We start from the raw sequence: 22,456 nt of genomic DNA, 5'->3' as shown, positions 1-22,456 counted from the left end.
CCGAATGGCGGCCGGGGTTCCTCCCGGCCGCATATCCAGGGGAGGTCGTATGGATGCTGGCAAAGGTATGCTCAAGGCTCAGTCCCATCGAGCCTTCCGCTCAAAAAACTGGCGATATGCGCTTCTCATCTTTGTTGCGGTCTTGTCTTTGGCTTTCATCCAGACCTGTCTTGGCTTTTGGGGCCACGACGTCGCGGAGCTTCCCTCGGCCGCATACGCATGGGTTGGGAACCATGGTGCCATGCAGACGCCTGTGTTCGGGCTGTTCGTGTATTTCCTCATGATTCCGTGCTCCAGCGCCGCCTTTGCCGACCGGCTTTACCTTGACGTGAGGCAAAAGCAGGCCAATGCGATCGTAAGCAGGGCTTCCTTGCGTGCCTATGTTGCCTCCATAGCTGCGATCGCTTTCGCCTTCGCGTTCCTTCTGACCTTCCTGGCCCTCGTGATCTCGCAGCTTATGACCCTTGCCGCTTTCCCCCTCGTCGCCGGGCAGGACTCCTTTGCCGAGTTCAACACTCCCGCGTCATACGAGGCCGCGGTGGCTCCCGCCGCGGGCGTGGACCTGCTCGCCTCGCTCGCTGCGAACAATCGCTATGCCTTCAATCTTTTGATCGCCTTTTACGAGGCGCTTTGGTCCGGAATCGCCGCCCTCGTTTCGGTGACGATCTCGCTGTACTCGAAGCGGAGCCGCATCCTCGTTCTTGGCTTGCCGACGCTCCTGCTTTTGGTGTCCTCGAACTTCTTGCCGAGCGAAGTGAACGTCATGGCCACCTACCTTGGGCTTTCCTTTGTTTGGGGTGGTGGCGCAACGCTGTTTTGGTTTATTGCGCTCCCGGCTTTTGCGCTGTTCTTCGCGGTTGCCGCGATCGCCGCCGCCTTGCTGACCAAGCGGGATGTTCTCCTATGAGCGCCGGGCCTGTGCGAAGAAGCGCTCTCGACAGAAGCTGCGCCATAGCGTGCGCCCTGGGCGTCATGCTCAGGGGCGTCGAATTCGCTTTCATCGAGACGGGCACGTTCTCGGCGGCGGTTGGCAACTTGCCAAAGTTGTTCTTCGTTGTTACCAGCTCGAACCTTGCCGTCTTTGCGCTCGTTCCGCTCGTGATCATACTGGGGATATCGAATCTGCAAATGAGCTCCTCTCCGCAAATACTGATCCGCGCCGGCAGCGGAGCCGCGAGCGTTGCTATGTGCCTCAAGGTCTACGTGGTGCGTTCGGCGGTTTTTGCACTGACTGTGGTGGCGAGCGGTCTTTTGCTGGTTGCTGCCAGGGGCTTCTGGACATTTAGCACTAAGGCGGCGGTTTCGTTCCTTATAGTCGAGGCCGTTTTGATCGCTCTCTTCTGCACAAGTTGCCAGCTCGTCATGCTCTTTACCTGGCTAACCTGCGCTTCTTTGCCGATGGCAATCTGCTCAGTGGCGTTCTACGGCTCGCTCGACTACCTTGCCAGCTTTTCTCCGGCTCTAGACCACCCCGCTTTGTACCTCGGTTGGAGGCTGACGCTTCTTGAGGCGACCATGCCCGTATCGGTTATGGTCTGCAACGCTCTGCGTCTGCTGGCCATCGCCTTGATTCTCGCGTTCGCCTCAGCGCGCGTTGCTTCGAGAAGAGATTTGCCCTCGATGGGCGGTGGCGCTGATGTCTTGTAGGTCCCTTGCCGTAAAGTGTGCCCTGATCACTCTGGTCTCTGCGGTGCTGATGCTCGCCATGGCCGCTGGTGGTGCGGATAAGGCGGCTCGCTATCTCATCGCAGGAGGCGCGCTTGTTCCGAGGGCTGGCGCATCCCCACATGTGTTCACCATGATGACGGCGATGATTCTGCCATCGGTGTGCACCTTTGCCTTTTCCGATCAGCTCGTGGAGGATTGTTCTCGCGCGAGGCTTACCGCCATTCGGATCGGCTCGCGCATGAGTTGGGCAAGAAGGGCGTGCGCCGGCGCTGCTTTGCGCGGAGGTTTCTCGGCACTGCTCGGCTACGGCGCTGGTCTGGGGGCCTTGCTTCTGGTCGGCGGCGAGGAAGTGTCCGGTTTTCCGGGGCTCCTGGCCTCGGTGGTGCTTCTCGCCCTTCAGCAAGCGCTTCTTGCTGTGGTGGCAAGCGCGGCGGCCTTGCGGTTGGGGGAAGTCGAGGCGTCCGTCGCGGTCCTGGGCGTGCACTTTGCGACTCTGTGCGCCCTCGCGGTCTCTCCCGCCAAGTGGCAGGCCGTGCTCGTGCCGCTCGCGCCTTCGGCTCAGGCGGTGCTCGCGTGGCACGACGCCTTGGGCTTCTTGCCCGCCAGGTCCATCGTCTATTTGCTGCTGCTGCTCTTGGTTGCTTGCGGGCTCGCATCCGGGGCCCTTGCCTCAAAGGAGCTTCTGTAGGGGGTGTCTTATGACGGACGTCATCAGGATCGAAAACGCAACAAAGGTCATCAAGGACCGCGCGGTGCTCGATGGCATCTCGCTTGAGCTGCCGCGAGGCGGCGTTTACGGCTTTATGGGAATCAACGGGTCCGGAAAGACCATGCTCTTTCGAGCCGTCGCGGGGTTGATTCACCTTAGTTCCGGAACGGTCAACGTCTTTGGGAAACGCATCGGCGAGGATTGCGACTTCCCACCCGGTCTAGGCCTTTCGCTCGACTCGACAGGCTTTTGGGAAGATCAATCGGCCCTTTGGAACATGACCTTTCTTGCCTCGATACGCGGCGAGGTGGGGGAGCCTGCGGCCCGTGATGCGCTGAGGCGCGTGGGGCTCGACCCCGACGACGCCCGAAAGGTGTCTGCTTTTAGCATGGGAATGCGACAGCGCCTCTCGATTGCGCAGGCGGTGATGGAGAGGCCGGAGCTTCTCATCCTTGATGAGCCGACGAATGCGCTGGATGTGGACGGTATCGGCATGGTTGCGAGGCTGATCTTGGAGGAGCGCGCGAGGGGCTGCACCGTTCTTGTGTCTTGTCACAACGAGCCTCAGGTTGAAGCCTTGTTCGATAGGACCTATCGCCTGTATGAGGGGCGCATAGCAGACGGGAGGCAGTGATGGTTGCCCTGCGAAAGCTCCCCGAGCTGTCCTTGAGGGCGACTGCGTGCCTGGTTATCCTCATGCTTGGCGTCTGTACCGTCTTCGGGTTTGCCACCCGCAAGAGCTTCACCGATTACAACCGCGACCGAACCAAGCTGGATGCGCTTCCCTTCGCCGTTTTCTCGCAGCCTGCGGAGATGCTGGCGTACGCCGATAACTCCGAAGCCCTCGATTCGGCGGGGGTCGTCGCTGTGGCGGTGTGCCGGGGCCGGGGAGTGTACATATACCAGTCTTTTTTGCGCGAGCTTGAGGTGACCGAGGTTCTGAGGGGCGAAGGCGTCGAGCCGGGAGACGTCATCGACACATACGATAACCTGGCCATAGAGGAGCCGTATAACTACTCCGGCAAGGGTCAGTTCACTTCTGAGCGAAGGGTGCGGCCGGCAGGGCTTGGCCCCAACATACGCGGTGCGGCGCCGTTGCGCGAGGGACAGGCATACCTTTTGTTTCTCAACAAGAAGCGCGATCTTCCCGAGGCGAGCGAGCCTCGCTACGTCCAGGTGCACAGCGCCTATGCACATGTTGCGCTCGACGTCCTGGAGCATCCGGAGCGGGTCAGAATCAGGGGAGCCGTGCCCGGCGAGGATGGCGAGAACATCCCCTTCGGCGAAGCCTCTGACTTTGATGCATTTGTGAGCGATGAGGCTGCATGCAGAGCCTACCTTAACGGGTGTCAACAGACCATGGCGTCGGCGGGCCTGCTCAAGTAACCTGCATTTTCAGCCTTTCTGATTTGGCCGGCTGTGGCGGATGCCAAGGACGACCGCCCGACGCACGGCGGATTCTGGTCGCGCGACCAATGAACGCGTGCGTCGCCGCGAGGATACTCTTGTACGGCAAAAGGCCCTTCTTGCTTCTTGCCCGCCATGCCGGGAAGCAAGAAGGGCCTTTGTATGTTCGCACGAGCGCGCGGCCCCTCATCGCGCATCCCTCGTTTGCACAGACGGTGAACGTCCCCTCCGGGCGCCGTAACCTTCTTTCCAGAATGCGCGGGCGTCGGCCCGCGCCCGGATGCTCTGGAGAGGGGCAAACATGTCGTTCAAGGTTATGGCAATCTGCGCCGGCAGGCACGGCGGAAATGGCGAGGCGCTCGCCAAGGAGGCCCTCTGCGCGGTCCAGGAGGCGGGCGGAGAGGTCGAGCTCATCAACCTCTTTGACTACAACATCCTGCCCTGCACCGGCTGCGAGGGCTGCACCATGCAGATGGGCAAGATGGCCGCCGGCCTCCAGAAGGAGTACCACGGCTGCGTCCTCAAGAACAAGGACGACGTCGACGCCATCATCAACGAGATCCAGACCTGCCAGGGCGTGATCATCTCGGTCCCCACCTACGACCTCACGCCCAGCTCCGTCTATACCCGCCTGGCCCAGCGCTTCCTCGCCTACGAGCTCTCCTTCAGGCTCGCCATCGGCGACGTCAAGGAGAACCCGCACACGGTGGCCGGCCTCATCTCCGTCGGCGGCTCCATGCACGACTGGCAATCCCTTGCGCTGGAGAGCCTGCAGGCCACCATGTTCACCATGTCCATGCAGGTCGTTGACCGCTACATGGCCCAGCGCGACGGCCGCCCGGGCAACTGCTTCGTGTGGGGCGAGGGCGATGAGTGGGGCGGCCAGCTCGCCCGCGCCCGCAGGATGGGCGAGAACATCGTCAAGGCCATCCAGACCCCCGTCGAGGAGCGCTGCTGGCTGGGCGACGCCGACGACGGCGTCTGCCCCAACTGCCACAGCTCCCTGGTCTACCCCGGCGACAAGCACTGGGACGGCGTCGAGTTCCCGTGGGAGTGCGCCGTCTGCGGCGCCGGCGGCGACCTCGTGACCGACGAGAAGACCGGCCGCCCCAAGCTCAGGATCGCTGAGAACGGCCTCATCCGCGACCGCAACGACGACCGCGCCCGCGCTGAGCACCTGAACGAGATTAACAAGACGCGCGACGAGTTCTTCGCGCACATGGGCGAGGTCAAGCCCCTCATTGACAAGTACGCCAAGATGGAGTTCCCCACGCTCGAGATCAAGCGCGACTAGTGCCAGATGACGCCCCGCGCCCGGTGGGTCCCTGCGGCCCGCCGGGCTTCTCGCCATACGGGTAAGGTGGCGAGAAGGACCTGCGGCAGGCTCTGCGCGGCGAAGCTACTCCGCCGGCAGGTGCAGGTCCGCGCTCGAGCGCGGCTTGGTGCGGGTCTCGAAGATGCCCAGGTAGAGCAGGACGCGGATGGAGAGGTGGAAGAGGAACAGGTCCTCCCCGGAGGCGAGGTCGTTGCCGGTGACCTCGCGGATCCTGCCCAGGCGGTAGAGCAGCGTGTTCTTGTGCAGGCTGAGCAGGGCGGAGGTGCGGGCGGTGTTGCAGCCGTTCTGCATGTAGGCAAAGAGCGTCTCCACGAGCTCGGTGCCGTGCGCCTGGTCGTACTCCCACAGGGCCCAGATGGCCGGGTGGCAGTAGTTCATCAGGTTCACGTGGTCGTTGCAGATGTCCAGCATCTCCATGTAGGTGTACTCGCAGTAGCGGTAGACGCCGGTGTCGTCCAGGATCTTGGTGTAGGTGGACCCGTAGCGGATGGCGCTTCTCGCCTGCTCCAGGTGGGGGCGCACGTCGGTGACCTCCGAGAACGCGTTGCTGATGCCCACCAAGAGCCCGTTGCTCGCGGCGGCGCGCACGAGGGCCTCCTCGTCGCGTGCGGGAAGCACCGGCTCGTCCGTGCGAGAGACCAGGCAGACGAGCTCGTTGTCGTAGATGGTGGAGAGGCTGTGCGCGAGGAGGCCCGAGAGGTGGGCGCGCACGCGCTGGGCGCAGCTGCCGTCCATGTCTCCCTCGCGGCGGCGCAGGGTCACCACGAAGAGCGTGGAGAGGGGAGAGAAGCCCACCAGCTTCATGCGGCGCGCGGTGTGCATGGGGTTGGGCTGCTCGTCGTCGAGCAGGCGGGCCAGGAAGTAGGGCCCTGCCTGCGAGTCCTTGGAAGAGAGGAACCCGCCCTTCTGGAGCTCCTGGGCCACCAGGGCCACGAGCCGGTCGAAGACGGCGCGGTCGGCCTCGCCGAAGGGGTGGTTCTTTGCCAGGGCCATAACGCGGCCCAGGCAGATGCCCTCGGCCACGACGTCCTGCGTCAGGGTGTCGAGGTCGTAGAGGGGGTTGTGCCGCAGCACCGCGCCGTGCGCGCGGGCGAGCTCCTCGTCCACGCCCGTCTCCTTGATGTAGCGGATGCCCTCGTCGGCGATGACCTCGTCGGCGGACTCGGTGCGGACGAAGCGGGCGAAGGCGGAGTCGTCGGCGTCGTCGAGCTCTATGCCGGCGCGGGCGGCGTAGTGGTAGGTTGGGTCAACTACCAGTACCGGGTTGCCAAGCTCGGCGGCGCCCACCTCCACGAGGTGAGTCAGGCCTCGGTTGGAAAACAGGGCCTTGAGCAGGCGCTCGTTTGATTCCTGCACGTCTGTGCCGGTGGTGTTCATGGGAGTCCCCTCGCTTGGGCGTTGGTGACGGATGTGGATAGCGGTCCCGTCGCGGGACATGGTAGCCGAATCTGAAAGGAAGTGTGGTCATGACGGCCTGGGGATACGACAAGAAGCGCGACTCAGCTGACGAGCGCATAGAGGACGCAGTCTTCTCGCTCATGAGGACCACCGACATACCGGACATCCGCGTGGCGGACGTCTGCCATGGGGCGGGGGTGTCGCGCTCCACGTTCTACCGGCACTTCGACAGCGTTGACCAGGTGGTCAAGGGCTTCGAGATGGACCTTCTGGCCAACATGCACGACATCAACGGGTACGCCCTGAAGGCGCGCTTCGGCCTGGCTGAGCTCGACCCCACGCCCACCATGATCCGCCGCATGGAGCTCCTCCAGGAGCGCCGCGACAAGATCGTGGCGCTGAACGGCCCCCACGGGGACCCGCAGTTCATCCACAAGGCCACCGTCCTCATGCACGACCACTTCCGCGACCGCCTGGCCGACGTGCCAGGGTCCGCCGACTACCGAGACTTCTACCTGGCCTTCGTTCTGGCGGGGCACCACAACGTCATCCAGTACTGGCTGGAGGAGCGCCCCGACACGCCGCCCGAGAAGGTGGCCGGCGTCCTCAACCGCCTCTTCTACGCCCCCTTCTTCCTCGACGAGTCCCGCGCCCGCACGAGCCCCACCTCCCCCTTCGGCGAGAAGTGACTCCAGCTAGCCCCTGACACTGGGGACGTTGTTAGTTACCTGGTAAAAGGGACACTCTTGCTCTGCCTCGCAAATTGGGGACGTGTTCAAGTTTGCGCAAACTTGGGACAGGTTTGGGCTGGCAGCCGGAGGCGCGGGGCACGAACCTGTCCCTTCTTCGCGCAAAAACGAACACGTCCCCAATTTGTGGCAAACAACAACGTCCCCACTGTCAGGGCGGCACCATCTACCTGCGGAATGGCACATGTGGCGCTTAGTTGTCCCACGGGTGGGAACGCGGGGCGTGGGCGTGTTCTTCTCGCCTGCGGCACGTCCTCGTAGCATCCATGCCAGAGAGCCGGCCCCGCCAAAGGGGCCGCCGAAGGATAAGGATGTGAACCATGGTCAAGCTTGGCAAGAACGCTCGAAGCGTGTCCATCGTCGGCGTGGGCTGCACGCCGTTCAAGGACTTCGAGACCCACCCCGAGACCCAGGGCATCGGCGAGGGCGAGGCCTTTGGCTACGCCGCGCTGGAGGCCATCGCCGACGCCGGCCTGGAGCCGCGCGACGTGGACTTCTTCTACCACGGCAGCGCCAACCCCTACCTGGTGGGAGACTGCATCACCCCCAACATGCAGGTGGCCGACTGGATCGGCATGCGCGCCAAGGGCTCCGTCCACCACTCCGAGGCCTGCTGCACCGGCTACGTGGCGCTCGAGCAGGCCGTCATGGCCGTGGCCTCCGGCACCTACGACGTCGTCCTCTCCGGCGCCTGCGACCTGGCTTCCACGCTTCCCGTGGAGCACCAGCCGTCCCACATCCGCCAGGACTTCCCGCTCTCCGTCATGATCCCGTCCCTGGACAAGATCTACGACCGCGCCTACGGACGCCCGCTTGACGGCGCCTTCGGCGTGTCCTTCGACAACTGGATCAACGAGTACTCCATGCAGTACGACATCGACGCCGAGAAGATCGACGACGCCCTAAACGGCCTCACCAAGAGCCTTCGCCGCGGCGCCGTGGCCAACCCGCTGGCCTGGTACGAGACCACGGTCGAGGAGGACGCGACCGCCAACGGCTTTGCGACCGCCGACGAGTACCTCAAGTCCATGTACAACCCCAAGGTCACCCAGTACCTGCGCGTGACCGGCTTCGAGAAGAAGTGCGACGGCGCGGCGGCCCTGGTGGTCATGCCCACCGAGAAGGCCCTGGCCATGGGTGTGCCCCACACCCCCATCGAGGTCCTGGGCACCGGCGCCTCCGCCGTTGAGGCGGGCCTGGTCCACAACGAGCACTGGGCCACGAAGGTCGCCGCCCAGCAGGTCTACGAACTCACCGGCGTCTCTCCCGACGAGGTCGACCTCTTCATGTGCAACGACTTCTTCCTCGCGTCGGAGATTGTCTCCGCGGAGGAGTGCGGCTACATCCCGCGCGGCGAGGCCTGGCGCTACGCCATCGACGGCCGCACCGCCTACGACGGTGACAAGCCCATCAACCCGCACGGCGGCCGCTGCAACTTCGGCCACGCCCACGGCGCCTCGGGCATCGCCGACATCTACGAGGCCGTCAAGCAGATGCGCGGCGAGGCCGGCGCCACCCAGATGGTCAAGCGTCCCGACACCACCTTCGTCCGCGGCTTCGGCGGTTCCCAGAACGTCCGCTGCCAGATCCTGCGCGCCGTCCGCTAGGCGCCGAGAGGAGAGACCCATGAAACTCGAAATGATGGAGCCCATCGTCAAGAAGTTCTACGAGGGCCTGGAGCAGGGCAAGTTCTACGCCCGCAAGTGCAAGGAGTGCGGTGCCGTGGAGTTTCCGCCCCACCTGGCCTGCAACGCCTGCGGCTACCACGAGACCGAGTGGTGCGAGGTCTCCGGCCACGGCCGCCTCATCGACTTCACTCTGCCCGGCCCGCAAAACGACAAGCCCTACCTCAAGGAGAACGGCAAGTACGCCTACGGCGCCGTGGAGATTGACGAGGGCGCCCAGTACACCTACGTCATCTACGGCATCACCAAGAAGAAGGCCCCGGCCATCCGCGCGGCCCTCATGGCCGGCGAGAAGGTCGGCGTCCACGCAAAGGTGATCGACCGCCCCGGCTACAAGATGCTCACCTTTGAGCTGGACTAGCCATCTGACCTGTCCCTTTTACCTGCCATTGGGGACTGTCCCCAATGGCAGGTCCTTCTCGACTTATCAACCTATGAAAGGAATCAAACCATGAACCAGGAAGTCTTCGAGCAGGTTGCCGAGTTCGCCAAGAACGCCTACAAGTACGAGGGCCAGATCACGCCCGAGACCACCTTCGACGAGCTAGGCAAGGGCTCCATGAAGATGATCGCCCTCACCTCCATGATCGAGAACGAGCTCGATGCCGAGGTGCCCGTCCGCGAGGTCATGGTCATGAAGAACATCGCCGAGCTCGTGGCCCGCGTCGAGGAAGAGATGGAGTAGCGCATGGATCTGATGCAGACCCTGCGCGAGCGCGCCGCCGCGCGCCCCATGCGCGTCGCCTTCCCCGAGGGCGACAACGAGACCATGATGCGCGCCGTGCGCGAGCTGGCCGACGAGGGCCTGGCCCAGTGCGTGCTGGTGGGCGACGGCGCCGAGCTGGCCCGCCTGGCCGGCGAGCGCGGCATCTCGCTCGACGGCATCGAGGTCGTCGACGTGACCGACGAGGCCGCCAACGCCGCCTGCTGCGAGCGCTACCTGGCGCACCCCGACTGCCGCTACAAGCCCAAGGGCGCGGCCAAGCGCATGACGCGCCCCCTGGAGCGCGCCCTCATCATGCAGGTGCTCGGCGACGTTGACGTGATGTTCGCGGGCATCGCCAACGCCACCGGCGACATCATCCTGGCCGGCCAGATCATCGTGGGCCTGGCCGACGGCGTGGACACCATCAGCTCCTGCGGCATCGCCCAGGTCCCCGGCTGGGACGGCGGCGAGAACGGCCTCATCGGCTTTGGCGACTCCGCCGTCTGCGTTGACCCCACGCCCGAGGAGCTGGCCTCCATCGCCTGCGCCTCCTCCGACACGGTGGCCGCGCTCACCGGCTGGGACGTGCGCTGCGCCCTGCTCTCGCACTCCACGGACGGCTCCATGGACAATGCCCTTGTCGACAAGGTCCGCGCCGCGCGCAACATTGCCAACGAGCGCAGGCCCGACCTCAAGATCGACGGCGAGTTCCAGTTTGACGCCGCCGTCCGCCCGGACGTTGCCGCCAAGAAGGTCCGCCGCGAGTCTGAGGTGGCCGGCCGTGCCAACCTCCTCATCTGGCCCGACATCAACGTCGGAAACATCGGCGTCAAGATCATCCAGAACCTCACGGGCGCCGACGCCTACGGCCCCATGCTCCAGGGCTTCAAGAAGATCGTCTGCGACTGCAGCCGCAGCGCCCCAGTCTCCGAGATCGTGGGCAACGTGGTCATGAGCTGCGTGCGCGCCCAGGCGCTGACGGAGGGGGAGTAGCCATGGCGCAGACCATCGAGCCCCGCGCCTGGCGCGTCCTTGTCATCAACCCGGGCTCCACCTCCACCAAGGTCGGCCTCTTTGACGGCGAGAAGCCCGTCTTCACCGTAAACGTCGCGCACGAGGCCTCCGAGCTGGCCAAGTTCGCCGGCGTGTCGGACCAGCTGCCGTACCGCCTGGGCCTCATCGAGGCCGCGCTCGCGGAGAACGGCGTGGACCTTGCCAGCGTGGACGCCTTCGTGGGGCGCGGCGGCGGCCTGCTGCCGCTCCCGGGAGGCACCTACGAGGTGGACGACGTCCTTCTCGACCACTCCACGCGCGGCGCAAACGGCGTGCAGCACCCGGCCCAGCTGGGGCCGCAGATCGCGCACGCCCTTGCGGCGAGGTGCGGCCGCCCAGCCTTTGTGGTGAACCCGCCCGACACCGACGAGCTGTGCGACGAGGCGCGCATGACCGGCGTGCGCGGCGTGTACCGCCACGTGCACCTTCATGCGCTCAACCTCAAGGAGACGGCCATCCGCCACGCGGCCTCGATGGGCCGTGCCTACGAGGACTGCCGCTTTGTGGTCTGCCACATCGGTGGCGGCATCTCCGTCAGCGCCCACGACCACGGCAAGATGGTCGACGGCGCCGACATCGTGGGCGGCGAGGGCCCGATGGCCCCCACGCGTGCGGGCGCCCTTCCCGTGGCCGAGGTCCTGGACTACCTGGAGGCCGGCCACGGCGTCGCCGAGACGCGCCGCCTCTGCATGAAGACCGGCGGCTTCGTCGACCTGCTGGGCACCTCCGACGCCCTCGAGGTGAGCCGGCGCGCCGAGGCCGGCGACGAGGCGGCCCGTCGCGCTTGGGACGCCATGGTCTATCAGATCTGCAAGGAGATCGGCGCCATGGCCGCGGCATTGGGCGGCGGCGTCGACGGCATTCTGCTCGGAGGCGGCATGGTTCACAACAAGGGCCTTGTCGCCGACATCGTCGAGCGCTGCGGCTGGATAGCCCCGGTCACGGCCTATCCGGGCGAGTTCGAGCTCGAGGCCATGGCCGCAGGCGCCCGCCGCGTCCTCGACGGCGCCGAGCTGCCCCGCCGCTACTCCGGCAAGCCCGTCTTCGAGGGCTTTCCCTGCTTTGGCGCCTAGCGCCAGACACCGGGGACGTTGTTAGTTGCCAGGTAAGAGGGACACCCCTGTCCGCGGCCGCCAGGGCCGGGCGGCAGGGGTGTCCCTTTTCCCAGGTAACGATCAACGTCCCCAGTGTCCGGTGCCGGGGCAAACCTGTCCCAACTTTGCGCAAAAACGAACACGTCCCCAATTTGCGCGTGCCATAATGGGCGGGTCACTTCGCGCTCTGCGCTTATTCCAGGGAGGCCAACATGCTGAGGATCGGACTGCTCACCAGCGGCGGAGACTGCCAGGCGCTCAACGCCACCATGCGCGGCATCGTCAAGACCGTGCTCAACAACGCCAAGGAGAAGGTCGAGATCTACGGCTTCGAGGACGGCTACCAGGGCCTCATCTACGGGCGCTACCGCAAGATGGAGTGGGCCGACTTCTCCGGCGTCCTCACCATGGGCGGCACCATCCTGGGCACCTCCCGCACGCCCTTCAAGATGCTCGATGCCCCCGAGGCCGACGGCGTGGAGAAGGTCCCGGCCATGGTGGCCAACTACCGCAAGCTCAAGCTGGACTGCCTCTTCATGCTGGGTGGCAACGGCTCGACCAAGACGGCCAACCGCCTGCGCCAGGAGGGGCTGAACATCATCGCCCTGCCCAAGACCATCGACAACGACACCTGGGGCACCGACATGACCTTCGGCTTCCCCTCCGCCATCGACGTGGCCACCCGCTGCATCGACGACATCCACACCACGGCCAGCTCCCACGGCCGCGTCTTCGTCATCGAGATCATGGGCCACAAGGTGGGCTGGATCCCGTTGTACGCGGGCGTGGCCGGCGGCGCCGACGTCATCCTCATCCCCGAGATCCCCTACGACATGGACAACGTCGTGGCGGCCATCGAGAGGCGCGAGGAGAAGGGCGGCCGCTTCGCCATCGTCGTGGTGGCCGAGGGCGCCATCTCCCGCGAGGAGGCGGCCATGAAGAAGAAGGCCTACAAGGCCAAGGTGGCCGCCCGCGTGAAGCCGTCCGTGGCCTATGACATCGCCGAGGAGATCGCCGCCCGCACCGACCGCGAGGTCCGCGTGGCGGTGCCCGGTCACACCCAGCGCGGCGGCGCCCCCGACGCCCAGGACCGCATCTTCGCCACCCAGTGCGGCGTCGAGGCGGCCCGCGCCTGCCTGGAGGGTCAGTTCGGCTTCATGGTGGCCCAGCGCGCCGGCAAGATGGTCCGCGTCCCCCTGGAGGACGTGGCCGGCAAGCTCAAGTACGTCGACCCCGAGAGCGACCTCGTGCGCGAGGCCAAGCTCCTGGGCATCAGCTTCGGAGACGAGTAGCGTGCTCGCGGGCTGGTTTGGCGCGTTTCTCTCCGCGGCGGCTGCCTGGGACGAGCGCGCGGTCTTCCTGCGCCTCCTGGTGGCAACCCTCGTGGGCGCCGTCATCGGCCTGGATCGCGAGTACCACAACAAGGGCGCCGGCATAAAGACGCACGTCCTGGTGTGCCTGGGCTCGGCCATGACCATGGTGGTCTCCGAGTACGTGGCCATGATGTTTCCCGAGGTGCGGGCCGACATGAACCGCATCGGCGCGCAGGTGGTCTCCGGCGTGGGCTTCCTGGGCGTGGGCACCATCATCGTTACCGGAAGAAACGAGGTCCGCGGCCTCACCACGGCGGCGGGCCTGTGGGCCTGCGCGTGCATCGGCCTGGCTGTGGGCATCGGCTTCGTGGAGGCCGCGCTTCTCGCTCTGCTCTTCGTGGTGCTGACGTTCTCGGCGCTCTCGATGGTGGACCGCTGGCTGCACGACAACGCGCGCGTCTTCGACCTCTACATTGAGCTCGAGAGCCACGGGGCGGTCAAGGAGCTGCTCAAGAAGCTCAACTCCTGGGACTGCCAGTACAGTGACTTCACGCTCACCAAGGGCGCGGCCGGCAGCCGCGACTGCGCCGTCACGCTTACCGTCACGCTCGGCCACATGGGCCGCAAGGCGGCCTTCATCGAGGCCATCCAGCTGCTTGACTTCGTGAGCTTCTGCAACGAGCTCTAGGGCCTGTGCCCACCGAGTCAAGGCCCGCGCGCCTGTGCGTCCACACAAAAGTGGCGCCGGGCGCGCGTCGCGTTTCTGAGGTGGCACACCTTGGAGGCGCCCGCGCGCTTGCGTACGCTCTTCTCTGCATAAGCAGACTGCCGTCGAGAAGGGCACGCCCATGTGCGAGTGGAACCGCAGCATCATCATCCAGGACATCGTCCTTGCCATTGTCATCAACACGAGCGCTACGCTTCTGGGCGGAGACCCGTTTGACCACACCTGGTACACGTTCACCTGCGTGGCGCTGGCGACCAACGTTCTGGGGCAGTTCCTGCTTCCCACCGGGACCTGGGCGCGTGCGCTGACCGGCTGGGCGGGCGAGGCGTCCTGGCGCGTCTACGTGCAGATTTTCATCGAGAACCTCATCTTCGTGACCATCATCAGCCTCGTTGAGGCCTGGGTGCACACCGGCGGCGCCGGCCTCGTTGCCGCATGGCTTGCCACCTACGTCTACCTGGTCCTCATTGGCTACGTGACCTCCGTGGCGCTCACCTACGCCCTGAAGCCCAGGGCGTAGTGCCGCGGGCCGCGCGCATTGGGTATCATTGGGCCAGCCTGACTTGAGGGAGGACCCATGTACGACCGTGCCGTTGAGATTGACGAGGCTATCGCCGCCGGGTATCGGGCGCTGGACGCGCTGGCCGAGGCCGCTGACTCGCTTGACTCCGCCAAGCGCTGGGGCATCGTTGACATTCTGGGCGGAGGCTTTGTGACCAGCATGGTCAAGCACTCGCGCCTGGGGGACGCCAACCGCGAGCTCGCGCGCGCCCGCGAGGAGATCCGCGCCTTCACCAGGGAGATCTCCGACGTGCGCGACCTTCACCTGCTGAACGCCGAGGTGGGTGGCCTCAACACCTTCTTTGACATCGCCATGGACAACACGCTGGTGGACCTCTTGGTCCAGAAGGACATCTCGGACGCTGAGGACCGCGTCGAGGAGGCCACCGCCTGGGTGCGCGAGGCCATCTCGCGTCTGGAGGCCGCGCGGTAGGAGACGAGGGCTCTCTGGGGGTCCTTCTCACGTTTTGGGTTCGATGCTCGAGGAGAGACGTCGGTCCGCTCGCCGTTTGCGCAGGTGAGCGGGCCGTTTTATTTTTGATTTGGCTGCTATGGCGCGGGACGCGAACCCAAAACGTGGCAATCTGCACTGCCGGCGGCTGCGCCATACAAAGCCTGTATGCTAACCCATGCAAACATGTATTTCACTTATCGGTTGTGCGCGCCTACCATTGGTCTTGTTCCGAGCGCCGCCCAAGCGACGCGCACTTCTCGTTGTTTGGAGGCATCTCATGATCCTTGGCATGGGCGTTCCCGAGCTGGCGGTCATCCTGGCCGTCGTCCTGGTCATCTTCGGGCCCAAGAACCTTCCCAAGCTGGGCAGCTCGCTCGGCAAGACCGTCAAGAACTTCCGCGACGGCATGGGCGAGGGCGACGAGGCTCCCGCAAAGGCCCAGGTCGCCAAGGTCGACGCCGAGGCTGCCGTCGACGACCCCGACGACGAGGACGCCTAAGGTCGATGCCCGTCGCGCGGCCTGGCGACTCGGGCCGCGCGCCAAAAACCGCTTCCTCCCTCCCTTGAGCCCCCGGACAACCTCCTCCCGTCCGGGGGCGCTTTCTGTGCCGAGGCGTCCTTCTCGCCAGGCCTTGGGGCGGCCGGGCCGCGGAGGCCATATAATCCCTGTATGGTATAGCGTGCGGAGAAGGGCGTTCGGTATGAACCTCAAGCAGCTGGAGTACTTTGTCGCCATCGCCGAGGAGCGGCAGATCACCGCCGCCGCCCGCCGCCTCAACATCTCGCAGCCGCCGCTCTCCTACGAGCTGCGCCAGCTGGAGAGCGAGCTCGGCGTCACGCTGGTGGTGCGCGGACCGCGCCAGGCGTGCCTCACCGAGGCCGGACAGCTCCTCTACCAGCGTGCGACCAAGATCCTTGCCATGGCCGCCGCCGCCCGCAGGGAGGTCGAGAGCGTGGGCTCCGGCATGACCGGCGCGCTCTCGCTGGGCGTCTGCCCGGACTGCGCGGGCCTGGTGCCGGCCGCGCGTCTGCGCGAGCTGCGCGACCGCTTTCCCGAGGTCTCCGTCGAGGTCTCAGAGGGCTCGACCTCCGAGGTCCTGGAGCTTCTTGAGGGAGGCATCGTGGACGTGGGGGTGGTGCGCACCCCCTTCAAGAGCGGGGGCCTCCGCTGCCGCTTTGCCGCCGCCGAGCCGCTCGCGGCCGTCATGCCCGCGGACCTCGAGGTGGGGTCGGACCTCTTCTGCACCCTCGAGGACCTCGCGGCGGTGCCGCTCGCCCTTTCCCGCCGGCAGGAGCCCGCGGTCAGCTCGGCCTTTGCCGAGAAGGGCCTCTCGCCGCAGGTGGCCTGCGTCATGGATGACGTCAGGACCTGCGTCCTGTGGGCCCGCGAGGGCATGGCCGTGGCCCTGGCGCCGCGTTCGCTCATCCGCGTGACGGACACCGGCGACCAGTTCATCAAGGTCGTGGACTGCCGCGGGCTGGACTCGCGCCCGGCGGTGGTGTGGCGAGCCGACAGGCTCCTCTCGCCGCTGGCCGAGCGGGCCGTGGCCCTTCTCGGCGAGCTCTCCTAGCCCCCCGCAAATTGGGGACCGGGGTAAGGGTGTCCCTTTTACCAGGTAACTAACAACGTCCCCGCTGTCAGGTGTGAACTGCCTCCCATTTCTTGGACACGAGAAATGGGAGGCTTTTTATGCGTGTCGACTTGAGGGTGAAGCACGACATCGAGGCCAGGAAGGCGGCGATCGGGCTCTTCGAGCGAGGCAACGGCTACAAGTCTGCGGCGAAGGCGCTGTCGGTCCCGCGCGGAACCGTGAGACAATGGCTCTGCGTATACCGGTCGTTCGGAAGCGGGGTGCTGCTATCCATGGACGGCAAGCAGGCCAGGTACACATACGAGCAGAAGGTCGCCGCAGCCTCCGCCGTGGTCGACGGCGGCATGACGAAGGCCGAGGCGATGGCGGCGTTCGGCATAATGTCGATGTCGCCGCTCAAGAAGTGGTGCGCGCTATACCGCCGGGGCGGCGCGGAGGCCCTGCGCCCGAGGCCCAAGGGCCGGCCGAGCGGTTCCAAGGCGAGGCCGCGGACCCGCGAGGAGGAGCTCGAGGAGCGCTGCCGAAGGCTCGAGACCGAGGTGGCCTACCTAAAAAAATTGCGTGCCCTGGTCGAGAGGGACGGGCTCTGACCAGGGCGAAGGTCGAGGCCGTGAGGGTCCTGCGCGAAGAGGGGCACGGGCTGGGGCGCCTGCTGGAGTGCGCCGGCATGGCCCGGTCCAGCTACTACTACGCGCTGTCGCACCCGAAGGCTCCCACCAGGCCCGAGCTCTGGGAGGCCGCCGCCGAGATATTCTCGCGCACCGCCAACGGGTGCGGCCACAGGCAGATCGCCATGTGCCTGCGCGCCGAGCAGGGCGTGCGCATAGCCTACAAGACGACGCTGAAGATGATGCGCGAGATGGGCATCAGCTGCGGGATCCGCCGCGAGACCGACTACCACAGGTACAACTCGTACAGGGGCAAGGTCGGAAAGACCTTCGAGAACGTCATCGGCAGGGACTTCGCCGCCGACGGGCCGTGGGAAAAGATGGGCACCGACGTCACCGAGTTCAAGCAGCCCTGGGGCAAGGCCTACTTCGCGCCGGTCTACGACTTCGGCAGCAAGGAGATCGTCGCCTGGTCCACGTCGCTGCACCCCAACATGGCTCAGCAGCACGAGCTGCTCGACCAGCTCGTGTCCAAGAAGCCCAAGGGCTCCAGGCCGATCCTGCACTCGGACATGGGCTGGCAGTACCAGCAGGCCGGTTGGTGCAGGCGGTTGGAGGAGGCCGGCGTGGTGCAGAGCATGTCCCGGAAGGGCAACTGCATCGACAACGGCGCGACGGAGCAGGTGTTCGGCCACATCAAGGACGAGTTCTTCCGTGGAAGGACGTGGCCGGACTTCGAGTCCTTCAAGGCGGACCTCGACGACTTCGTGGTCCATTGGAACACGAGGAGGCGCCAGGTTAAACTGAAGGGACTGACCCCGGAGGAGTTCCGGAGACAGTCCCTTGCGGCGTAGTTCTTATTTAAGCCGTCCAAGTTTTGGGGTGCAGTTCAGTGCGGGGGAGGGCCTTGGCGTGGGCCAGCATGAGAGCGAGGATGACGGCCAGGCCGCGCCTCAAGCTCGCCTTCTCGACCCACTCCTCGCGGGTGTGCAGGAGGTCTCCCTCCACGGCGCCCACCGTGTGGGCGGCAATGCCCAGCGACAGCGGGATGTTGGCGTCGGTGGATGACTCCTGGTGGATGGGCTTCTCGCCGGCAAGGGTGCGCAGGGCCTCGTCGGCGGCCTCCACCAGCGCCCGCTGGCCTGCCGGAACGGCCGTGCCGGAGGCGGGTCGCCTGCCGATGAGCTCCACGTCAATGCGGGTGTTCTCCCTGAGGTGCTCCTCGACGAGCGCCACGAACTTGCCGTACATCTGCTCCAGGCACTCCTCGGAGGCGCTGCGGTACTCCACGAGCACGGCCGCCTCCTCGGCGATGGAGTTGACCGTAGTGCCGCCCACGAAGCGCCCGACGTTGACCGTGGTCTTGGCCTCCTTCGGCAGCTCCATGGCGTAGAGGTCCTCTATGAAGGAGCAGAGCGCCTCGATGGCATTGTCGCGCCCGAAGTTCTCCCACGAGTGGCCGCCCTCGGTGGTGCAGCGCACGCGCCAGCGGTGGCTGCCCACGGCCGAGGTCACGTGCATGCCCAGGTAGAGGTCGAAGCTGGTGAACTCGTGGACGCGCCGCTTGAGGGCTCGGAAGAGGGCGCGGGTGCCCTCGAGGTTGCCCAAACCCTCCTCGCAGGAGTTGGCCACCACCAGGATGTCGCGGTCCAGGGGCAGCTTGTGCCTGATGAAGAAGCGTGCCGCCATGAGAAGCCCCACCAGGTTGGCGGTGTCGTCGCCCACGCCGGGGGCGTACAGGCGCGTCTCGTCCTCGTGCAGCGGCAGCTCGTCGGTGTCGGGAAAGACGACGTCGGTGTGGGCCGAGAAGACCGCGCACTCCTCGTGCTCCTCGCCGCCCAGCGAGAGGATCACGTTGTTGGCCTCGTCGATGCGGACGGAGTCCTCGGGGGCGCCCTGCTCGACGAGCCAATCCCGGATGAACGCGGCGCGCCTCTCCTCGTGGTGGGAGGGCGCGGGAATGCGCGCGAGCCTCCTCAACAGCTCGAGTTCCTCCTCGTAGACCTCTCGCGCATAGGCGCGAGCGAGCTCGCAGATCCTCTCGTCCACGTGTCCTCCCGTACGGCGCAAAGCCTTCCCTTACGGTTGCAGTCTATATGCAAACTGTTTCCGGTGCGTGTATCGGTGCGACTTTAGGTGGCGCGCCCACCGCCGCGGTGCTAGGGTATGCGCATCGACAGAGGAGCGGGCACGATGGCTCCTGGGGGAGCCGGCAGGCAAAGATCCCGGGAGGAGGCGAGGCCCGCCGAACTTCCGTTGCCGGGCGCGGCGCGGCGGTGGGCCGTGGGGAAACACCTCACGGACTGTCTGCGAGAGCAACCTCGCAGGAGCGCTGTCTTACGGGCATGGCGGCCCGCCCAGCCAGGGAGCCGCCGCAGCCGGTGAGCCTTCGAGCCTGCGCACACGTCAGCACGTCGAGGGCAAGGAGCCGCGCTCATGGAGAAGCGCCCGTTCATTGGCAAGGAGCAGCTCGAGGCCGTCTGCGCCGAGCACCCCACGCCGTTCCACATCTACGACGAGGCCCAGATCCGCCAGCGGGCGCGGGCGCTCAACGCCGCGTTTGCCTGGAACCCGGGCTTCTGCGAGTACTTTGCCGTCAAGGCCACGCCCAACCCCTGGATTGTCTCCATCCTGGCCGAGGAGGGCTGCGGCTGCGACTGCGCCACGGCCACCGAGCTCACACTCGCCCGGGCTGCGGGCGTGACCGGCGAGCGCGTCATGCTCTCGAGCAACGACACGCCCGACGCGGACTTTGCCCAGGCAGACGCCATGGGCGCCATCATCAACCTGGACAGCCTCGACATGGTGGGGTGCCTCGAGCGCGCTCTGGGCGGCCGGGTGCCCTCCCGCGTGTGCTGCCGCGTCAACCCCGGCGGCACCTTCGAGGCGGCAAGCGGCATCATCGGAAACCCCGAGGACGCCAAGTTCGGCATGACCGTCCCGCAGCTTGAGGAGGCCTTCCGCAGGCTTGCCGCCCTGGGGGTGGAGGACTTCGGCATCCATGCGTTTCTCGCCAGCAACACGCAGGTGGACGACTACTACCCGCGCCTGGCCCGCACGCTCTTCGAGCTGGCCGTGCGTCTGCACGAGGAACTCGGCGTCCACGTGTGGCTCATCGACCTCTCCGGCGGCATCGGCGTTGACTACCGGCCCGAGGACCGCGCCGCGGACATCTCCGCCATCGGCGAGGGCGTGCGCCGGGCCTTCGAGGAGGTGCTGGTGCCGGCGGGCATGGGAGACGTTCGCCTTGCCGCAGAGCTCGGTCGCTGGATGCTTGCCCCGGCGGGCGGCCTTGTGACCCGCGTCATCCACCACAAGGTGACCTACCACGACTACCTGGGCGTGGACGCCTGCGCGGCCAACCTCATGCGCCCGGCCATCTACGACGCCTACCACCACGTGAGCGTCATGGGCAAGGAGGACGAGCCCGCCTGCCACGCCTACAACGTGGTGGGCCGCCTCTGCGAGAACAACGACCAGTTTGCCCGCGACCGCATGCTGCCGGAGTGCGGCATCGGCGACCTGCTGTTCATTCACGACACGGGCGCCCACGGATTCAGCATGGGCTACAACTACAACGGCAGCCTCCGCTCGGCCGAGCTGCTCCTGCGCGAGGACGGCTCCGTGCGGCAGATCCGCCGCGCCGAGACCCAGGCCGACTACTTTGCCACCTTCGACACCGACGAGCGCTTCTCGGCGCTTGCCCACAAATGATACGAAGAGACAGCCCCCGTGTCATTGGCGTTCCAGCCCCAGCCACCAACCCTCTGAAAGGGGAGAAGAACATGGACATGACAAACCTCACCGGATCGGTCGTCGCGCTGGTCACGCCGTTCAAGAAGGACGGCAGCGTCGACTTCGAGCGCCTCGAGGGCCTCGTTGACTTCCATCTGGCCAACGGCACCGACGGCATCCTGGTCCTGGGCACCACGGGCGAGTCCGCCACCATGACCGACGCCGAGGACCTGGCCGTCGCCGAGTGCGTCGTACAGCGCGTGGCCGGCCGCGTGCCCGTCATCGGCGGCTCCGGCTCCAACTGTACGGGCGAGTCCCTGCGCAAGAGCCTGGAGCTCCAGAAGCTCGGCGTGGACGGCCTTCTCGTCATCAGCCCGTACTACAACAAGTCCAACGAGGAGGGCATCTACCACCACCTGGCCGACGTCATGGACGCCGTCAACGTGCCGTGCATCCTCTACAACATCCCCGGCCGCACCGGCTGCTCCATCAGCCCGGCCAACGTGGAGCGCCTCTCGCGCCACCCCAACGCCTGGGGCATCAAGGAGGCCTCCGGCAGCATCTCCTACGCCGCCGACATCGCCCACTGCCTCTCGGACGACTTCCACATGATGAGCGGCAACGACGACATGGTGGTGCCGCTCATGAGCCTGGGCGCCGTGGGCGTCATCTCCGTCTGGGCCGATGTCGCGCCCAGGACCGTCCACGACATGTGTGCGTCCTTCCTGGCCGGCGACGTGGAGGCCGCCCGCCGCGCTCAGATCGACAGCCTCGAACTCATCCACTCCCTCTTCTGCGAGGTCAACCCCATCCCGGTCAAGGCCGCCCTGGCCAAGATGGGCCTGCTCGAGGAGAACTACAGAAAGCCGCTGTGGCCCATGGCCGACGCCAATCGCGAGCGCCTCTACGCGGCCATGAGGGGAGCTGGTCTCATTGACTAGCGTCGTGCTGATCGGCGGGGGACGCATGGGCTCGCTCGTCCGAGCGCGCCTGGAGGAGGTCGGGGGCTTCGAGCTTTTGGGCACCTACGACGCCTCCAACGCGGCGGAGCTCGACGGGGCGGCCCCCGCGGCCGACCTCGCCATTGACTTCTCCAATAAGGCGGCGCTGCCGCACGTGCTGGCCTACGTGCGCCGCACCGGGGCCGCGCTGCTTTCCGGCACCACGGGCTTCTCGGATGCCGAGCTTGACGAGCTGCGGGCGCTGGGCGAGGCCACGCGCGTGGTCCACTCGGCCAACTACTCGCTGGGCGTGGCCGTGCTGCGCCGCATGTGCGCCGAGGCGGCACGCGCCCTTGGCGACTGGGACGCCGAGATCGTGGAGACCCATCACAACCAGAAGGCCGACGCCCCCTCTGGCACGGCCAAGCTGCTGCTCGAGGCCATCGACCCCACCGGCGAGGCACCTGTCGCCTACGGGCGCGAGGGCATGGTGGGCGCTCGCCCTGCCGGAGAGATCGGCATGCACTCGCTGCGCGGCGGCACCGTCGCCGGCACCCACGAGGTGCACTTCTTTGGCCCTGACGAGGAGGTCTGCCTCACGCACCGAGCCACGAGCCGCCAGATCTTCGTCAACGGTGCCGTGGCCTGCGCCCAACGCCTGATGGCCCGGCCCGTCGCCGGCTTCTACACCTTCGACCAGCTCATGTTTGACTGAGGACC

25 protein-coding genes and 1 riboswitch are annotated in these 22,456 nt (G+C 66.2%); of the genes, 23 read left to right on the top strand and 2 right to left on the bottom strand.

Annotated elements, in window-relative coordinates:
• Positions 1–49: 49 nt before the first annotated feature.
• The 6 genes from DXV50_RS04935 to DXV50_RS04910 all read left to right on the top strand — a co-directional run bounded on the left by DXV50_RS04935 (position 50) and on the right by DXV50_RS04910 (position 5,078).
• On the top strand, positions 50–907 hold the full coding sequence (locus tag DXV50_RS04935; RefSeq protein WP_117205062.1) for a hypothetical protein: 858 nt from the start codon (positions 50–52) through the stop codon (positions 905–907).
• A 65-nt stretch (positions 908–972) separates the two neighbouring features.
• A complete protein-coding gene (locus DXV50_RS04930) occupies positions 973–1,647 on the top strand; it encodes a hypothetical protein (protein WP_117205061.1) in 675 nt (224 codons plus the stop codon).
• Entirely contained in the window at positions 1,637–2,356 is a 720-nt protein-coding gene (locus DXV50_RS04925; protein WP_117205060.1) for a hypothetical protein, read from the top strand. The genes DXV50_RS04930 and DXV50_RS04925 overlap by 11 nt, the downstream gene beginning before the upstream one ends.
• Before the next feature lie 10 nt (positions 2,357–2,366).
• Positions 2,367–3,011 carry an ABC transporter ATP-binding protein gene (locus tag DXV50_RS04920; protein ID WP_117205059.1) on the top strand — a complete coding sequence of 215 codons (645 nt, stop codon included), beginning with the start codon at positions 2,367–2,369 and terminating at the stop codon, positions 3,009–3,011.
• Positions 3,011–3,763 carry a hypothetical protein gene (locus DXV50_RS04915; RefSeq protein WP_117205058.1) on the top strand — a complete coding sequence of 251 codons (753 nt, stop codon included), beginning with the start codon at positions 3,011–3,013 and terminating at the stop codon, positions 3,761–3,763. The genes DXV50_RS04920 and DXV50_RS04915 overlap by 1 nt, the downstream gene beginning before the upstream one ends.
• A 322-nt stretch (positions 3,764–4,085) precedes the next feature.
• The gene (locus DXV50_RS04910) at positions 4,086–5,078 is read left to right on the top strand and encodes a flavodoxin family protein (RefSeq protein ID WP_117205057.1); all 993 of its coding nucleotides are present in this window, start codon (positions 4,086–4,088) and stop codon (positions 5,076–5,078) included.
• A 105-nt stretch (positions 5,079–5,183) separates the two neighbouring features.
• Here DXV50_RS04910 and DXV50_RS04905 read toward each other — a convergent pair whose 3' ends face one another.
• Positions 5,184–6,497, bottom strand: coding sequence for a PucR family transcriptional regulator (locus DXV50_RS04905; RefSeq protein ID WP_117205056.1), 1,314 nt, complete (start codon positions 6,495–6,497; stop codon positions 5,184–5,186).
• An 89-nt stretch (positions 6,498–6,586) separates the two neighbouring features.
• Here DXV50_RS04905 and DXV50_RS04900 point away from each other — a divergent pair, with 89 nt between their 5' ends.
• The 14 genes from DXV50_RS04900 (at position 6,587) to DXV50_RS04835 (ending at position 17,914) form a co-directional block, all read left to right on the top strand.
• Positions 6,587–7,207, top strand: a complete 621-nt coding sequence (locus DXV50_RS04900) for a TetR/AcrR family transcriptional regulator (RefSeq protein ID WP_147556686.1) — start codon at positions 6,587–6,589, stop codon at positions 7,205–7,207.
• Positions 7,208–7,587: 380 nt separating this feature from the next.
• Positions 7,588–8,874: a thiolase family protein gene (locus tag DXV50_RS04895; RefSeq protein ID WP_117205054.1), complete on the top strand. Its 1,287-nt coding sequence runs from the start codon at positions 7,588–7,590 to the stop codon at positions 8,872–8,874.
• Positions 8,875–8,893: 19 nt separating this feature from the next.
• Positions 8,894–9,313, top strand: a complete 420-nt coding sequence (locus DXV50_RS04890) for a Zn-ribbon domain-containing OB-fold protein (RefSeq protein ID WP_117205053.1) — start codon at positions 8,894–8,896, stop codon at positions 9,311–9,313.
• A 90-nt stretch (positions 9,314–9,403) separates the two neighbouring features.
• A complete protein-coding gene (locus DXV50_RS04885; RefSeq protein WP_117205052.1) occupies positions 9,404–9,637 on the top strand; it encodes an acyl carrier protein in 234 nt (77 codons plus the stop codon).
• Between the two features lie 3 nt (positions 9,638–9,640).
• A complete protein-coding gene (locus DXV50_RS04880) occupies positions 9,641–10,651 on the top strand; it encodes a phosphate acyltransferase (protein ID WP_117205051.1) in 1,011 nt (336 codons plus the stop codon).
• A 2-nt stretch (positions 10,652–10,653) separates the two neighbouring features.
• Positions 10,654–11,784 (top strand): butyrate kinase, encoded by a 1,131-nt coding sequence (gene buk / locus DXV50_RS04875; RefSeq protein ID WP_117205050.1) that lies wholly within the window; start codon positions 10,654–10,656, stop codon positions 11,782–11,784.
• Between the two features lie 233 nt (positions 11,785–12,017).
• Entirely contained in the window at positions 12,018–13,097 is a 1,080-nt protein-coding gene (locus DXV50_RS04870) for a 6-phosphofructokinase (RefSeq protein WP_117205049.1), read from the top strand.
• A 1-nt stretch (position 13,098) separates the two neighbouring features.
• Positions 13,099–13,806: an MgtC/SapB family protein gene (locus DXV50_RS04865; RefSeq protein ID WP_117205048.1), complete on the top strand. Its 708-nt coding sequence runs from the start codon at positions 13,099–13,101 to the stop codon at positions 13,804–13,806.
• A gap of 160 nt (positions 13,807–13,966) precedes the next feature.
• Positions 13,967–14,365 (top strand): ABC transporter ATPase, encoded by a 399-nt coding sequence (locus tag DXV50_RS04860; protein WP_117205047.1) that lies wholly within the window; start codon positions 13,967–13,969, stop codon positions 14,363–14,365.
• A 57-nt stretch (positions 14,366–14,422) separates the two neighbouring features.
• Positions 14,423–14,839: a hypothetical protein gene (locus DXV50_RS04855; RefSeq protein ID WP_117205046.1), complete on the top strand. Its 417-nt coding sequence runs from the start codon at positions 14,423–14,425 to the stop codon at positions 14,837–14,839.
• A 298-nt stretch (positions 14,840–15,137) separates the two neighbouring features.
• Positions 15,138–15,359 (top strand): twin-arginine translocase TatA/TatE family subunit, encoded by a 222-nt coding sequence (gene tatA, locus DXV50_RS04850; RefSeq protein ID WP_117205045.1) that lies wholly within the window; start codon positions 15,138–15,140, stop codon positions 15,357–15,359.
• A 202-nt stretch (positions 15,360–15,561) separates the two neighbouring features.
• Complete coding sequence (locus DXV50_RS04845) at positions 15,562–16,431, top strand: LysR family transcriptional regulator (protein ID WP_117205044.1); 870 nt, start codon at positions 15,562–15,564, stop codon at positions 16,429–16,431.
• Between the two features lie 119 nt (positions 16,432–16,550).
• Complete coding sequence (locus tag DXV50_RS04840) at positions 16,551–17,042, top strand: helix-turn-helix domain-containing protein (RefSeq protein WP_117204406.1); 492 nt, start codon at positions 16,551–16,553, stop codon at positions 17,040–17,042.
• 20 nt (positions 17,043–17,062) lie between these two features.
• Positions 17,063–17,914, top strand: a complete 852-nt coding sequence (locus tag DXV50_RS04835; protein ID WP_198666371.1) for an IS3 family transposase — start codon at positions 17,063–17,065, stop codon at positions 17,912–17,914.
• Positions 17,915–17,921: 7 nt separating this feature from the next.
• Here DXV50_RS04835 and DXV50_RS04830 read toward each other — a convergent pair whose 3' ends face one another.
• Complete coding sequence (locus DXV50_RS04830; protein ID WP_117205043.1) at positions 17,922–19,109, bottom strand: M20/M25/M40 family metallo-hydrolase; 1,188 nt, start codon at positions 19,107–19,109, stop codon at positions 17,922–17,924.
• 120 nt (positions 19,110–19,229) lie between these two features.
• Positions 19,230–19,403, top strand: a riboswitch (Lysine riboswitch).
• Between the two features lie 93 nt (positions 19,404–19,496).
• On the opposite strand from DXV50_RS04830, the gene DXV50_RS04825 reads away from it, so the two are divergent.
• The 3 genes from DXV50_RS04825 to dapB all read left to right on the top strand — a co-directional run bounded on the left by DXV50_RS04825 (position 19,497) and on the right by dapB (position 22,451).
• Positions 19,497–20,774: a diaminopimelate decarboxylase gene (locus DXV50_RS04825; protein ID WP_117205042.1), complete on the top strand. Its 1,278-nt coding sequence runs from the start codon at positions 19,497–19,499 to the stop codon at positions 20,772–20,774.
• Between the two features lie 71 nt (positions 20,775–20,845).
• Entirely contained in the window at positions 20,846–21,736 is an 891-nt protein-coding gene (gene dapA, locus DXV50_RS04820; RefSeq protein ID WP_198666410.1) for a 4-hydroxy-tetrahydrodipicolinate synthase, read from the top strand.
• Positions 21,729–22,451, top strand: a complete 723-nt coding sequence (dapB, locus tag DXV50_RS04815; protein ID WP_117205041.1) for a 4-hydroxy-tetrahydrodipicolinate reductase — start codon at positions 21,729–21,731, stop codon at positions 22,449–22,451. The genes dapA and dapB overlap by 8 nt, the downstream gene beginning before the upstream one ends.
• Positions 22,452–22,456: the final 5 nt, after the last annotated feature.

The sequence above is a fragment of the Paratractidigestivibacter faecalis genome, assembly GCF_003416765.1.
In the GTDB taxonomy this organism is placed as follows: domain Bacteria; phylum Actinomycetota; class Coriobacteriia; order Coriobacteriales; family Atopobiaceae; genus Paratractidigestivibacter; species Paratractidigestivibacter faecalis.
Note: the sequence above shows the minus strand (reverse complement) of the source record. Positions and strands in the feature narration are given on the sequence as shown.

Excerpts from the sequence above, each read along its gene's own strand:
- DXV50_RS04935 (WP_117205062.1), top strand. The coding sequence starts at position 50 with ATGGATGCTGGCAAAGGTATGCTCAAGGCTCAGTCCCATCGAGCCTTC.
- DXV50_RS04930 (WP_117205061.1), top strand. The coding sequence starts at position 973 with ATGCTCAGGGGCGTCGAATTCGCTTTCATCGAGACGGGCACGTTCTCG.
- DXV50_RS04925 (WP_117205060.1), top strand. The coding sequence starts at position 1,637 with ATGTCTTGTAGGTCCCTTGCCGTAAAGTGTGCCCTGATCACTCTGGTC.
- DXV50_RS04920 (WP_117205059.1), top strand. The coding sequence starts at position 2,367 with ATGACGGACGTCATCAGGATCGAAAACGCAACAAAGGTCATCAAGGAC.
- DXV50_RS04915 (WP_117205058.1), top strand. The coding sequence starts at position 3,011 with ATGGTTGCCCTGCGAAAGCTCCCCGAGCTGTCCTTGAGGGCGACTGCG.
- DXV50_RS04910 (WP_117205057.1), top strand. The coding sequence starts at position 4,086 with ATGTCGTTCAAGGTTATGGCAATCTGCGCCGGCAGGCACGGCGGAAAT.
- DXV50_RS04905 (WP_117205056.1), bottom strand. The coding sequence starts at position 6,497 with ATGAACACCACCGGCACAGACGTGCAGGAATCAAACGAGCGCCTGCTC.
- DXV50_RS04900 (WP_147556686.1), top strand. The coding sequence starts at position 6,587 with ATGACGGCCTGGGGATACGACAAGAAGCGCGACTCAGCTGACGAGCGC.
- DXV50_RS04895 (WP_117205054.1), top strand. The coding sequence starts at position 7,588 with ATGGTCAAGCTTGGCAAGAACGCTCGAAGCGTGTCCATCGTCGGCGTG.
- DXV50_RS04890 (WP_117205053.1), top strand. The coding sequence starts at position 8,894 with ATGAAACTCGAAATGATGGAGCCCATCGTCAAGAAGTTCTACGAGGGC.
- DXV50_RS04885 (WP_117205052.1), top strand. The coding sequence starts at position 9,404 with ATGAACCAGGAAGTCTTCGAGCAGGTTGCCGAGTTCGCCAAGAACGCC.
- DXV50_RS04880 (WP_117205051.1), top strand. The coding sequence starts at position 9,641 with ATGGATCTGATGCAGACCCTGCGCGAGCGCGCCGCCGCGCGCCCCATG.
- buk (WP_117205050.1), top strand. The coding sequence starts at position 10,654 with ATGGCGCAGACCATCGAGCCCCGCGCCTGGCGCGTCCTTGTCATCAAC.
- DXV50_RS04870 (WP_117205049.1), top strand. The coding sequence starts at position 12,018 with ATGCTGAGGATCGGACTGCTCACCAGCGGCGGAGACTGCCAGGCGCTC.
- DXV50_RS04860 (WP_117205047.1), top strand. The coding sequence starts at position 13,967 with ATGTGCGAGTGGAACCGCAGCATCATCATCCAGGACATCGTCCTTGCC.
- DXV50_RS04855 (WP_117205046.1), top strand. The coding sequence starts at position 14,423 with ATGTACGACCGTGCCGTTGAGATTGACGAGGCTATCGCCGCCGGGTAT.
- tatA (WP_117205045.1), top strand. The coding sequence starts at position 15,138 with ATGATCCTTGGCATGGGCGTTCCCGAGCTGGCGGTCATCCTGGCCGTC.
- DXV50_RS04845 (WP_117205044.1), top strand. The coding sequence starts at position 15,562 with ATGAACCTCAAGCAGCTGGAGTACTTTGTCGCCATCGCCGAGGAGCGG.
- DXV50_RS04840 (WP_117204406.1), top strand. The coding sequence starts at position 16,551 with ATGCGTGTCGACTTGAGGGTGAAGCACGACATCGAGGCCAGGAAGGCG.
- DXV50_RS04825 (WP_117205042.1), top strand. The coding sequence starts at position 19,497 with ATGGAGAAGCGCCCGTTCATTGGCAAGGAGCAGCTCGAGGCCGTCTGC.
- dapA (WP_198666410.1), top strand. The coding sequence starts at position 20,846 with ATGGACATGACAAACCTCACCGGATCGGTCGTCGCGCTGGTCACGCCG.